12 protein-coding genes and 1 pseudogene are annotated in these 11,918 nt (G+C 60.2%); 7 read left to right on the top strand and 6 right to left on the bottom strand.

Going from position 1 to position 11,918, the window contains the following annotated elements:
* Positions 1-115: 115 nt before the first annotated feature.
* On the bottom strand, positions 116-955 hold the full coding sequence (locus PHO31112_RS20555) for a metal-dependent hydrolase (RefSeq protein WP_150622557.1): 840 nt from the start codon (positions 953-955) through the stop codon (positions 116-118).
* A gap of 157 nt (positions 956-1,112) precedes the next feature.
* On the opposite strand from PHO31112_RS20555, the gene PHO31112_RS20560 reads away from it, so the two are divergent.
* The gene (locus tag PHO31112_RS20560) at positions 1,113-1,763 is read left to right on the top strand and encodes a TetR/AcrR family transcriptional regulator (RefSeq protein ID WP_246178428.1); all 651 of its coding nucleotides are present in this window, start codon (positions 1,113-1,115) and stop codon (positions 1,761-1,763) included.
* A gap of 140 nt (positions 1,764-1,903) precedes the next feature.
* On the opposite strand, the gene PHO31112_RS20565 is transcribed toward PHO31112_RS20560, so the two are convergent.
* Positions 1,904-2,803 carry a PhzF family phenazine biosynthesis protein gene (locus tag PHO31112_RS20565; protein WP_150622559.1) on the bottom strand — a complete coding sequence of 300 codons (900 nt, stop codon included), beginning with the start codon at positions 2,801-2,803 and terminating at the stop codon, positions 1,904-1,906.
* A gap of 625 nt (positions 2,804-3,428) precedes the next feature.
* On the opposite strand from PHO31112_RS20565, the gene PHO31112_RS20570 reads away from it, so the two are divergent.
* The gene (locus tag PHO31112_RS20570; protein WP_150622561.1) at positions 3,429-4,739 is read left to right on the top strand and encodes an MFS transporter; all 1,311 of its coding nucleotides are present in this window, start codon (positions 3,429-3,431) and stop codon (positions 4,737-4,739) included.
* A gap of 155 nt (positions 4,740-4,894) precedes the next feature.
* Here PHO31112_RS20570 and PHO31112_RS20575 read toward each other — a convergent pair whose 3' ends face one another.
* Positions 4,895-7,135 (bottom strand): NADP-dependent isocitrate dehydrogenase, encoded by a 2,241-nt coding sequence (locus tag PHO31112_RS20575; RefSeq protein WP_150622563.1) that lies wholly within the window; start codon positions 7,133-7,135, stop codon positions 4,895-4,897.
* Between the two features lie 764 nt (positions 7,136-7,899).
* Between PHO31112_RS20575 and PHO31112_RS20580 the strand changes: the two genes are divergently transcribed.
* From PHO31112_RS20580 to PHO31112_RS20590, 4 genes are all read left to right on the top strand, one after another.
* Positions 7,900-8,808, top strand: a complete 909-nt coding sequence (locus PHO31112_RS20580) for a surface lipoprotein assembly modifier (RefSeq protein ID WP_150622564.1) — start codon at positions 7,900-7,902, stop codon at positions 8,806-8,808.
* Positions 8,777-9,130, top strand: coding sequence for a porin family protein (locus PHO31112_RS20585; RefSeq protein ID WP_217427057.1), 354 nt, complete (start codon positions 8,777-8,779; stop codon positions 9,128-9,130). The genes PHO31112_RS20580 and PHO31112_RS20585 overlap by 32 nt, the downstream gene beginning before the upstream one ends.
* Positions 9,131-9,203: 73 nt before the next feature.
* On the top strand, positions 9,204-9,359 hold the full coding sequence (locus PHO31112_RS27215) for a hypothetical protein (RefSeq protein WP_174995812.1): 156 nt from the start codon (positions 9,204-9,206) through the stop codon (positions 9,357-9,359).
* A 99-nt stretch (positions 9,360-9,458) separates the two neighbouring features.
* Positions 9,459-10,196 carry a hypothetical protein gene (locus PHO31112_RS20590; protein ID WP_150622568.1) on the top strand — a complete coding sequence of 246 codons (738 nt, stop codon included), beginning with the start codon at positions 9,459-9,461 and terminating at the stop codon, positions 10,194-10,196.
* On the opposite strand, the gene PHO31112_RS28250 is transcribed toward PHO31112_RS20590, so the two are convergent.
* The 3 genes from PHO31112_RS28250 to PHO31112_RS28260 all read right to left on the bottom strand — a co-directional run bounded on the left by PHO31112_RS28250 (position 10,142) and on the right by PHO31112_RS28260 (position 10,982).
* A complete protein-coding gene (locus PHO31112_RS28250; RefSeq protein ID WP_425495224.1) occupies positions 10,142-10,372 on the bottom strand; it encodes a DDE-type integrase/transposase/recombinase in 231 nt (76 codons plus the stop codon). The two genes, PHO31112_RS20590 and PHO31112_RS28250, sit on opposite strands and share 55 nt — an antisense overlap.
* Before the next feature lie 327 nt (positions 10,373-10,699).
* On the bottom strand, positions 10,700-10,843 hold the full coding sequence (locus tag PHO31112_RS28255) for a hypothetical protein (protein WP_174995813.1): 144 nt from the start codon (positions 10,841-10,843) through the stop codon (positions 10,700-10,702).
* Positions 10,830-10,982, bottom strand: coding sequence for a transposase (locus PHO31112_RS28260; RefSeq protein ID WP_174995814.1), 153 nt, complete (start codon positions 10,980-10,982; stop codon positions 10,830-10,832). The genes PHO31112_RS28255 and PHO31112_RS28260 overlap by 14 nt, the downstream gene beginning before the upstream one ends.
* 690 nt (positions 10,983-11,672) lie before the next feature.
* Between PHO31112_RS28260 and PHO31112_RS27740 the strand changes: the two are divergent.
* Positions 11,673-11,876, top strand: a pseudogene (locus tag PHO31112_RS27740) (type VI secretion system contractile sheath large subunit); the annotation flags it as partial.
* Positions 11,877-11,918: the final 42 nt, after the last annotated feature.

The raw sequence follows: 11,918 nt of genomic DNA on the forward strand, positions 1-11,918 counted from the left end.
TAACGCCGGTGGTTTGCCTCTTGCACACGGCTGCGGTCTGCCATCGGCGGGGAGCGGCCCGGCGGCCGACCGCTGAGGGAAGCGTAGATCAGCCGTCAGCAGCAGGCAAAGCAAATCAGCGAACGGCGCGCCAACTGGCGCTATGCGCCTCAAGCCAGTTTTCAGCGAGCTTCGGATCTCCGTGACGCTTTGGATGAAACGAGGGTGCGAGGTACTTGAGCATTGGCCTGGTGCTACGCCAGACGATGCCATCCCGGCCGAAGAACATCGTGGTGAATCCCCACCAGGTACGCGGCTTGAAGAGCGTGCCGTCGTGCCAGAGGTTATTGATCGTCTGCGCATGGCTTTCCAGCGCGAACATGAACAGCACATAGAGATAGGTCAGGATGCGCTGACGCTCGCTGCCCCCGAGTGCGCGATACAGATCGAACGCGACGGCCTTGTGCTCCGTTTCTTCAGCCGCATGCCATCGCCACATCAGGCGCATCTTCGGCTCTGCCTTCGCGAGCCAGCGGTCGTAGCGAAGCGCGCCATCGCCGAACACGGCGGTGCAGTGCTCGTATGCCGCCGTCACGGCGAGCATATACATCGGCGAGAGCTTGCGGCGGCGAGCCCATTGAATGCGGGCCGTCGCCCAGTTCTCCCAGTGATTGATCAGCCCTTGCTTGGCCAACTGCGCGTTGTACTGACCGTGCAGATGACGATGTGTCGCCTCTTGTCCGATGAACTGCACGATGTCGGCACGCAACTTGTCGTAGCGGGCATCGCCGGGCAGATGGTCCATTGTGTCGCGCACTGAATCGATGAACGATTGCTCGCCGACCGGGAAGCTCATCGACAGCGCGTTGTAGTACATCGTGCGATACGCGTCGCCGCTATGCCAATGACGGTCGAAGCCACTGGCCAGGTCGACAGTCAGCTTACGTACGGTCAGGGCGGAAATGTCGTTGCTCATGGTGTCTTGGCTCGCCGGCGATATTGGCGAATTCGCGGCACTCGTTGAGTGCGGAAGGCACACTTTGTCGCCGTCACTTGAGTTTTGTCTTGAATGTGAGCATTATTCATTTTTCAGGCGTCTTGCCGCAACTCGCTTCCCGCTCAGGTTTTTCAACGTGTTCACACCCAAGCCGCCCGCTACCCCGAACGCCCCGTCCACCATGCGAAAGCGGCCGATGCAGGCACGCGCACAACACACCGTTGAAACGATTTTCGAGGCCACTGCTCAGGTTCTGGACGAAGAAGGAGAGGCTGCGCTCACCACCAATCGCATTGCCCGGAAGGCCGGTTTCTCTATCGGCACGCTTTACCAGTACTTCCCGACCAAAGAAGCGATTCTGCTGGCGATGATCGCGCGTGAACGTCGCCGCGTGATGGACGAACTCAATGAGCGTATCGCCCGAGCCGCTGAAGAAGGGGCCGACCCCGAGCGTGTGATCCGTGAGCGGCTTCGGGTGCTCATCGAAGCGTTCGGCGCGGGCGGGCGCGTGAAGCGCTCGCTCATCAAGATGGCGTGGCAACTCGATCATCACGAGAACATCATGCAAGCCATGCGCGAGGCCGCCGAACATATCGCCGTCGCCATGTCGCGGCGCGACGCCCCCGAGATGCGTCCGCCCACCGCCGCCACCATCTTCGTGCTCACGCGCGCCGTCATGGGTACGCTGCGCTCCGCCGCGCTCGAAGACTCCCCATTGCTTGGCACTCCCGAGTTCGAAGACGAACTCTACCGGTTATGTTGGGGGCTGTTACGCGCAGACAGCTAAGGCCCCAAGCACCGGCAGGCGTTTCCCATCGTGGTCCTTCGGTCGACGTTCCACGTTCGCCGGCACGCCATGGCGTCTTCTCGCCTGCCTGACCCGTGCGGTGTTCCTGTGTGGTGCTGTGCCCGGTGTGCCGGTCGTCGTCACATGGCGTGCACGTCGCCGCTGATCCAGCAGCCTGCGGCAGCGTCGAGCGGATCGCGCAACGTGACGGTGATAGCGGAGGGATGCCCCATTGCCACCCCCTGGCGTACGACGACGCCACGCTCGCCGGGCGCGAGCCAGCCATAGCGGCGCGCGCCATAGAGCAGCGCGGCGGCCGCTATGCCGGTCGCCGCATCTTCCGGATAGCCGGAAGCGCGCGGGAACTGGCGCGCTTGCAGTACCGGTAACGCACGTCCGTTGCCAACGTCTTCCCGGGCACACGGGTACAGGCCGGTGGACCCGATGGCATCGCATGTGGCGAGCATCGTCGTAAAGTCGGGCGCCAACACCTGTAACTGTTCGACGCTGCGTAGCGGCACCAGCGTCTTCACGCGGCTGGTCGCAGCGTTACAGATGCCTTCGAGCGCGATGTCGTCAGGTGAGATTCGCAGCGCTGCGCAAATGGCGGCGATGGCGCTGGCATCGATGACCGGTTCGGTGCGCCCGGCCGGCTGACTCACCTCGATATGCTCGCCATCCGATGCGAGGCGGCCTTCGACCCGTCCGCTGAGTGTCTCGATCGTGACGGGGCTGCCATCCCATCGTCCGGCACGACGCAACACCCACAACGCCCCCAGCGTCGCGTGTCCGCACATCTCCATCTCGTGATTCGGTACGAAGAATCGAAAACGCCAGGCATTGCCCGTGTGTTCCGGAGCCATCACGAACGCGCTCTCGTGACCATAGTGTGCGGCCACAGCACGCATGTCGTCTGTGGTCATGGCATCCGCATCGAGCACGATGGGCGCCGGATTGCCGCCATTCTCGGCAGCGGGAAACACACTCACCAATGAGACCGTCGCCGGCGTGGGGAGGGAAAGGGCAGTGAGTGACGTCATGGCGATAGGTGACTCGGAAAATGTCTTGGTGGGAAGCCTGGCAAGGTGTCTCGCCCCATCTTGCGACGGGCATTGCGTGCACCGCGTGATGCCACCCGAAAACGTCTAGGTTACGCGCTAAGCCGCCAGCCTGTCAGGTGGCGATGTGACGAATTTTCGATGGCTTTTCGGACACATCCTTACTGGCATACGCATGTCAGCCTCCGGACGCACCGCGCTGTATGGCATTGCAACGCTGACATCGCTTGCAACGCCGCATTGTGTCAGTTCACGATGAACGTCGTGTCAACACGACATTCTCGTCGTACGCGATTTCGGAATGTGGCCAATGACCGAGCAAGCGTTCGAAATGGAGCGGTGTCCTATGGTTTACAATCGCGTCGGCCTCCCAATGACGAAAGGGGATGGCAGGGTGAGAAACGTCGCCCAACGGCCCGCCGGCCGGGGGCGACGTCCGGAGACAATGCGTCCGGACTTCGCGCGATCGGTTCTCTTACGGCGAGAACCGTGAGGTCTTTCAGAGCAGTCGAGCGGGTAAGGCGGCGTGATCAGTGCGAGTGGTCCGGAGGCAGCGTTGCAGTCGTGATTCTGGCTGCTTGGGCAGCCAAGGTTCGAAGTGGAGACCATGAGTACTATCGCTAGCGGAGTCAAACCCAACGCGCATACGCGCGAGATCGAGGCGCAAGCCTATGCAAAAGCGACCTGGCGTTTGTTGCCGTTCCTTTTCCTGTGTTACGTCGCGGCCTATCTTGACCGCGTGAACGTCGGCTTTGCCAAGCTGCAAATGCTGAACGACCTTCAGTTCAGCGAGACCATCTACGGTCTGGGCGCCGGCATCTTCTTCATCGGTTACTTCTTCTTCGAGGTGCCGAGCAACATCATCATGCACAAGGTCGGTGCGCGCCGCTGGATCGCGCGCATCATGATCTCGTGGGCAATCCTCTCGGCAGCCACGCTGTTCGTGAAGACACCGACGCAGTTCTACGTCGTGCGATTCTTCCTCGGCGTGGCCGAGGCAGGTTTCTTCCCCGGCATCGTGCTGTATCTGACCTACTGGTTCCCGGCGCAACGCCGTGGCCGGATGAACGCGCTTTTCATGATCGGCATTCCCATTGCGGGCGTGTTCGGCGGGCCGCTCTCGGGCTGGATTCTCGCCGCGTTCAATGGCGTGGGTGGCTGGTCTGCATGGCAGTGGCTGTTCTTCATCGAAGCCATTCCGTCGGTGATTCTCGGTGTCGTGACGCTGATGTATCTGCCGAACGGCATTCGCGTCGCGTCCTGGCTGACGGAAGACGAAAAGGCGGTTCTTGAGCACAACATTGCGCAAGACAGCGCGGGCAAGGCGCAGCATTCGGTCACATCGGTGTTCGCGAACGGTCGCGTGTGGCTGATGGCCGTGATCTACTTCTGCTGCATGATGGGGCTCTACGGCATCGGCTTCTACCTGCCGACGCTTATCAAGGCCAGCGGCGTGAAGAGCGCACTCGACGTCGGTCTGCTCACCGCCATTCCGTACGCTTGTGCCGTGCTCAGCATGATTGGTGTCGCACGTAGTTCGGACCGCACGCGCGAGCGTCGCTGGCACTTTGCCGTGGTGTCGTTCGCCGGTGCCGTGGGCCTGTACCTGAGCACCGTCTGGGGCAACAACGTGCCGCTCGCGATGGTTGCACTCTCGGTCGGCACGGCGGGCATGCTCGCCACGATGCCTGTGTTCTGGACGTATCCGAGCGCGCTCCTTGTCGGTGGTTCGGCGGCCGCGGCCATCGGCATGATCAACTCGATCGGCAACCTCGCTGGCTTCGTGAGCCCCTTCGTCATCGGCTGGCTCAAGGACGTGACGCACAGCACCAACGCGGGCATGTACTGCGTATCGGCGGCACTGGCCATCGGCGCCGTGCTCGCACTCACGCAATCGAAGGAACAGGTCAATCGCTAACGCATTGATCCGGTGGGGCGAAGGGCGGCATGGCCCGCTTTCGCGCCATCGGCGTGAAGTCAACAAAAAAGCTGGCCTAGGCCAGCTTTTTTGTTGGACGCTGCGGTGTTAGCGGGCGGTCCTCACAGACCGCCCGCATCGCTTGCTTTCCCGTCTTACGCCTTCGCGGCGCTTGCCAGTGCCGCGTTGAACGTCTTGCTCGGACGCATGACCTGATCGAGCTTCTCGAAGTCCGGCTTGTAGTAGCCGCCGATGTCCGTCGGCTTGCCCTGCACGCTGGCGAATTCGCTCGCGATGGTCTTCTCGTTCTCGGTCAGTTGTTTGGCGAGCGAGGTGAAGGCCTTGGCCAGTTCGGCGTCGTCCTTCTGTTCGGCCAGCTCCTGCGCCCAGTACATTGCCAGATAGAACTGGCTGCCACGGTTGTCCAGCTCACCGGTCTTCGGCGACGGGCTCTTGTTGTTGTCGAGCAGCTTGCCGGTCGCGGCATCCAGCGTTTTGGCGAGGATCTTGGCGCGTTGGTTGCCCGTCTTGATGCCCAGGTCTTCCAGCGAGACGGCCAATGCCAGGAATTCACCCAGCGAATCCCAGCGCAGGTGGTTCTCTTCCACCAGTTGCTTCACATGCTTCGGTGCCGAGCCGCCCGCCCCCGTTTCGTACATGCCGCCACCGGCCATGAGCGGCACGATCGACAGCATCTTGGCGCTGGTGCCGAGTTCCATGATCGGGAACAGGTCGGTCAGGTAATCGCGCAGAATGTTGCCGGTCACCGAGATGGTGTCTAGACCGCGGATCACGCGCTCGAGCGTGTAACGCATGGCGCGCACTTGCGACATGATCTGGATGTCGAGGCCGTTGGTGTCGTAATCCTTCAGGTACGTCTCGACCTTCTTGATCAGTTCTGCTTCGTGCGGACGGTACGGGTCGAGCCAGAACACGGCCGGCATGCCCGAGTTGCGCACGCGGTTCACGGCGAGCTTCACCCAGTCACGGATCGGGGCGTCCTTGACCTGGCACATACGCCAGATGTCGCCAGCTTCCACGTTCTGCGAGAGCAGCACTTCGCCCGTGGCGATGTCGACGATGTTCGCCACACCGTCTTCGGCGATTTCGAACGTCTTGTCGTGCGAGCCGTACTCTTCTGCCTTCTGAGCCATCAGGCCCACGTTCGGCACCGTACCCATCGTGGTCGGATCGAAGTTGCCGTTCGTCTTGCAGAAGTTGATGATCTCCTGATAAATGCGGGCGAACGTGCTTTCCGGGATCACGGCCTTCGTGTCCTTCGGACGGCCGTCGGCGCCCCACATCTTGCCGCCGATGCGGATCATGGCCGGCATCGAGGCGTCGACGATCACGTCGTTCGGCGCGTGCAGGTTCGAGATGCCCTTGGCCGAGTCGACCATCGCCAGTTCCGGACGGTGCTCGTGGCAGGCATGCAGATCGCGGATGATCTCTTCTCGCTGCGAGCTAGGCAGCGCTTCGATCTTCTCGTACAGGTTCACGAGACCGTTGTTGACGTTCACGCCCAGTTCGTCGAACAGCTTGCCGTGCTTCTCGAAGGCTTCCTTATAGAAGATCTTCACGGCGTGACCGAACACGATCGGGTGCGAGACCTTCATCATGGTGGCCTTCACATGCAGCGAGAACATCACGCCGGTCTTGCGCGCGTCTTCCATCTGTTCTTCGTAGAAGTCGCACAGCGCCTTCTTGCTCATGAACATGCTGTCGATGATTTCGCCGTCGAGCAGCGAGACCTTCGGCTTCAGAACGATCGTCTTGCCGCTCTTGGTGACGAGTTCCATCTTGACATCGCGGGCGCGGTCGAGCGTCATCGACTTTTCGCCGTGGTAGAAGTCGCCATGCTTCATGTGCGCAACGTGCGTGCGCGAAGCCATGCTCCACTCGCCCATGCTGTGCGGGTGCTTCCTGGCGTAGTTCTTGACGGCGAGCGGGGCGCGACGATCCGAGTTGCCTTCGCGCAGCACCGGGTTCACGGCCGAGCCGAGGCACTTCGAATAGCGCTTCTGAATGGACTTCTCTTCGTCGGTCTTCGGATCTTCCGGATAATCCGGGATCTTGTAGCCCTTCGATTGCAGTTCCTTGATGGCACTCTGGAGCTGGAACACCGATGCGCTGATGTTCGGCAGCTTGATGATGTTCGTGTCCGGTTCTTGCGTCAGACGGCCCAGCTCGGCGAGGTTATCCGGCACGCGCTGTTCTTCCGTCAGGAATTCGGGGAACTCGCCGAGGATACGGGCCGAGACCGAAATGTCGCTCGTCTCGACCGACACGCCCGCCGGTGCCGTGAACGTACGAATGATCGGGAGGAAGGAACTGGTGGCCAGAAGCGGTGCTTCGTCGGTCAGGGTGTAGATGATGCTGGGTTGCTGCGTACTCATCGCTGGTCTCGGATTCAAGAAGCAGGGAAAGGTGGGGGAACGCCGCTGACTGAGGTGCCAGTCCGCTAGCCATGACAAATTTCCCCGATTGTGACACGGGTCGGGGGCAAAACTGAAATGCCTTTTCGTAATGTGAATGCTTGGGTCTTATATAAGACTGCCTCTGTAGGCCGCATAACTTCGTGCAAGATCCCGCAACGTGAGGCGAGGCGTGGATCAGACGGTGTGTTGAGGGAGGCAGCGGGAAGTCGAATATTAATGAATTTCATATTTTAATAGAAATAATCTATGAAAAAGATGCGCCAAAATCGGATTCGCCAGGCGAACCCAGAGCGAATGCCGTGGGCGCACCTCCGGGTTTCCCGCTTGCCATGCCTATATCGTTGCGCTCTAATGGCGCCCACGCGCCGGCCCTGGGACATTGTCGTTGCGGGTTCGGTCTTGGCCCCCGACTTTGCGCTGCGCGTCCACTGCCGTTGCTGCAATGAAAACAGGTAGACGCGCGACAGTGGGATTCGGCTGTACAAAGCAAAACCAATAAACAGACCCGCAAGAGGCTACCGGCGACCGGGGTCTCGTCGTATCGGGTGTCCGTTCTATCGTTTCGCTGGCGCGCGTTCGTTGCAGCGGCGTTTTCTGTCGTTCTGGCTGGTGGTGCATACGCTTCCGAAGGCGCTTCTGTCGACGCTCGTTCCTCCGCTCAGCCCGGCTCGTCAGATTCGTCCGCCGCAAAAGATCAGGCGCTTGAACAGGCGCGCGCATTGATGCGCACGAAGTCGCCCGATGCGGCCTATGCGGTGCTCGCTCCGCTGGAGAGCCGTCTGGCCGGGGATTCGGAGTATGACTATCTGCTTGGCATCGCCGCGGCGGATAGCCGTCATCTCGAGGTTGCCGAACGTGCATTGAAGCGCAGTGCCGCAGCGCGTCCCGATGACGGCCCCACGCATCTCGAGCTTGCCAGAACCTATTTTCTGCTGGGGCAACGCGAGAATGCGCGACGCGAATTCGAAAGCGTGGCCGCAGGCGAGGTGCCGGAGGGGGTGCGCCCGGTCATTCAGGCTTATCTGAACGCGATCAATGCGCCGGTGGGCGTGCGCACCGCGTGGTCGGGATACGTGCAAGGCAATTTCGGACGCGACACCAACGCCAATAACGCGACGATCAACTCGTCGATTGCCATTCCGTCGCTCGGCGGTCTGGTGTTCGTTCTCGACGGCAACGCACGCGGCACGCCCGCCAATTTTGGCGATGTTAGCGGTGGGTTGTCGGTGCGTCATGCCTTGACGGAGAACCTCGTGGTGTCGGGCGGTGCCGACGTCGATATTCGCCGATATGGCGGCAACGCCCGGGGGTTCGATCAGGGCAGCTATATGTTCCAGCTTGGGGCGAACTGGCTATCTGGTCCGAACAACTTCGGCCTGCAATATGCCAATCAGCACATGTGGCTGGACGCGGAGAGCTATCGCAATCTGAACGGTTTCACGGCGCAGTGGACGCGAGACCTGGGCGACAGCCTTCAGGCTGCGGCGTTCGCACAGTACACGCCGCTGCGTTATATGGGAACAGACGTGCGCGATGTGAACCGGGCGTTGGGCGGTGCCTCCCTCGTCAAGGGATTCACGTCGGGTGTATGGCGAGCCGGTGGTCTTTGCGTCGATGTATGCGGGACGTGAGAGTCCCAAGGACAACAACGCTGCGGCGTTCGGCAATCACCTGTGGGGCGGACGCTTCGGTGGCGAATGGCATGCGATGCCCAATCAGGTGTTGTTTGCGAACGTGAGCTTCGAGCGGCGCAACTACGACACGCTCGACAGCATGTTTCTCGTCGAGCGCCGCGACCGCCAGCTTGATGTGCGAGCGGGCTATTCGTATTTCGTGACGAAGGCATTTTCAATCACGCCGCAATATAGCTTCACGCGCAACCGTTCCAGTCTGACGCTGTATGACTATCACCGCAGCGTTTATGAAGTTGTGGCGCGTTATGACTTCCGCTGACGCTTCGCGGGTGCGTGCCCGGTCTGTTTCCGTCTTCGATATGTTGCCTTGCCGTCCCGATATGGAGCGAAAAATGACGTTGCGCAAACCGATACCGACCCGTGGTGTGTCTCGCGATGCCTTCCGGCGTGTGGCGGCACTTCTGAGCGCAATGCCTTGCTTGATGGTGGCCGGGATTGCGCCAGCCGCCGCTCAGACCGTGATCCCGGATTTCGGCCGCTTCGCGTAACCCTCGGCACCGGGGAGTACTGTGCCGAGCGGCACTGGTGGTAGTCGCACACCATTGAGTCCGGGGCTTTATGTTCAGGTGCTGGACGGCTTGATCAACGTGACAAATCCTACGGGCACGCAGCTGTTCGCTGCCGGGCAGTTCGGCTTCGCGCCAACGCCAAACATGACCCCGCCGCCGATCCTCGTGCCCGTGAATCCGGGGATCATGTTCACGCCGCCGCCCGTTTTTTTTCATCCGTCGTCGACCAGCAATCCGCCGCCTGATGTCGTGACGCCGCCCATTCTCCCTGTCGTGAGACCGCCGGTCACTGTGCCGGTAGTGCTGGCAAGCGGCGCCGGCTATTACCTGACGAACTGGGGGGCGGACGGTCTTGGCAATCTTGGCTCGGGAACCGCGACGTTCAATGCGTCGAACTGGCTGGTGAACTTCACGGGATCGGCCATGCCGTTCGCCGTGAACTCCACATTGACGGTGGTTGAGGTCGGCAATCTCGACGACCTCGGGTGGGGGAGATGGACGTTGGGGAGTGTGTCCGATCACAACGTGGCGTTCGATCTGTCGACGTGGCGCTCGGGCATGCCATACCTCGTGGGGCGCCCGACGCTGGATGCTAATCTGCCGGTGTCCGGCACGATGACCTATGCGCTCGCCGGCGCGACGAAGGCTGTCGACATAACGACGGGCGCGGTTGGCACGCTATCGGGGGCGCTCAGCATTGCGTTTCAGAATGCGCAGTACAACGTCACGCCTAATTTGAATATTGCGATGCCCGGACAGACCTACGTGACGGGATCGGGGATCACGAGAGTCGGCCCGTCGTCTGACCGGAGATAACGTGGTGCGCCGTGCACGCTGATCAATCGACCGAGCACCTCAATGACTCGACGTGAGCGAATCGATCCCGCCACATCGATCGGCAGGCACTCCTGCGTAGGTTCGTCGACCACCGTCAGACATTCGACTTGCTGGCCGTTCGCGCAGGCATCGAACACGAAGTCATAGCACCACACCGAGTTGCGGGCTGCCGGCGATGGGGTCTTGGCCGACTGCCAGCCACGCGGCGCCTACGTCGCTTCTTCGGCACTTGCAGACCCGCCTGCGCCCAAAGCGAAGCACATCGGACACGACCGAGGACGATGCCTTCGCATCCCAGCACCACTCGGATGCGGCGAGAACCGAAGCGCGGGAATTGACCCGACAACGCTCGCATCGCTTCGATCACAGGCGCGTTTTTTGTGGGCATCTTGGGCATATAGACCAAGCTCGATCGGCTGATCTGCATAAGCGCACAGGCCCGCCGTTGACTCAAGCCCCGCGTCATCGCAAACCGGGCTTGCTCACAGTGAACCTGCACGCTCACCACCTTTTGCGCCGATCTCCTTCAAGACTTGGATATTGAGTGCTTGGTCGGCGACCAGCTTCTTCAGCCTGACATTCTCCGCTTCGAGCGCTTTGAGGCGTTTGACGTCATCGCTGACCATCTCGCCGAAGCGCTTTCACCAAGCCGTAAATCGACGCCTCGCTCACGCCGTGTCGCTTGGTCACTTCAGGCACTGTGTCCCGATCTGCCTCGCGCAGTATCCGCACAATCTGTTCGTCGTTGTATCGGCTTTTCTTCATACCAACTCCTCGTCTGAGCTGAGGAGCCATTATCTCTAGATTTCGCTGGTACGAGATTTCCCGGACAGGCCAGTAGAACCAAGCCCATAAGGCGCTGGATTCTATGCGCAATTTTCGAGAAATTCACAGAGCCAAATTAAGTTGACGTTTTTTTGCGTCAAGGAAACACAACATAAAGAATTAGGTTTCTCAAAAAACTTTAAAAATAATTTGTGAATGATATTTGAAATGCCGCTCCACCACATTATGTAAATTTCCATAAAATCCGTGCGGCTATTGGATTTCCATATAATTAAGGATTTTTCACGATCGATGATCGAAAAAATTGTCAATGAAACAAATCTCAAAAAATGGACGGCTAAGTGGATTCTACTAGGCCAGTCCGACCTTGACTCAAAGAAGAAACGCGCGTGAAATAGTGCCATTTCGCACGCCTAACCGAACATTACGCCGCACTGAGCGATAGTCGCTTTAAATCTGAAAGAAAAAAGCAAATTGAACAGCTTCCAGAGAGAAATTCCGCGAAACCGCATTTCGATCACCCTCGATCCGACAGGCTACGCTCGGAGCTGGCCCAGATTGCCATGGCGGCCACTCAACCCGAAGGCCATGCCTGAGCGCGATAAGCCCAAACGGGCTTTCACCGCTTTTCACAGTCAAATCACCCCACGAACACAGGCGAAAGCCGATATGAAGTCGAAGGAATCGCAACAAGGCGCGGCTCAGGCCGCAGTCCCGGACGCCCATGACGCCCCCAAGGCTGCCCACGACAGCGTGTACGCCTCGCTGTGCAGCAAGATCAGCCTCCAACCCGTGACCGAAGCACGTTCTATCGAGGCGTTTCGTGACAACGACATGCTCGCCGAGGCGTCGGCCGACGAGCGCATTGTGCGCGTTCCTCGAACTGGCGTCGAAGTCGAGCCAAGCCGTTACCTT

It is taken from the genome of Pandoraea horticolens, from assembly GCF_902459555.1.
Classification (GTDB): domain Bacteria; phylum Pseudomonadota; class Gammaproteobacteria; order Burkholderiales; family Burkholderiaceae; genus Pandoraea; species Pandoraea horticolens.

Bases quoted from the DNA above. Each gene is read 5' to 3' on its own strand.
- PHO31112_RS27215 (WP_174995812.1), top strand. From the start codon at position 9,204: ATGACGTTGCGCAAACCGATACCGACCCGTGGTGTGTCTCGCGATGCC.
- PHO31112_RS20565 (WP_150622559.1), bottom strand. From the start codon at position 2,803: ATGACGTCACTCACTGCCCTTTCCCTCCCCACGCCGGCGACGGTCTCA.
- PHO31112_RS20555 (WP_150622557.1), bottom strand. From the start codon at position 955: ATGAGCAACGACATTTCCGCCCTGACCGTACGTAAGCTGACTGTCGAC.
- PHO31112_RS28260 (WP_174995814.1), bottom strand. From the start codon at position 10,982: ATGAAGAAAAGCCGATACAACGACGAACAGATTGTGCGGATACTGCGC.
- PHO31112_RS20575 (WP_150622563.1), bottom strand. From the start codon at position 7,135: ATGAGTACGCAGCAACCCAGCATCATCTACACCCTGACCGACGAAGCA.
- PHO31112_RS20580 (WP_150622564.1), top strand. From the start codon at position 7,900: ATGCGCACGAAGTCGCCCGATGCGGCCTATGCGGTGCTCGCTCCGCTG.
- PHO31112_RS20570 (WP_150622561.1), top strand. From the start codon at position 3,429: ATGAGTACTATCGCTAGCGGAGTCAAACCCAACGCGCATACGCGCGAG.
- PHO31112_RS28255 (WP_174995813.1), bottom strand. From the start codon at position 10,843: ATGGTCAGCGATGACGTCAAACGCCTCAAAGCGCTCGAAGCGGAGAAT.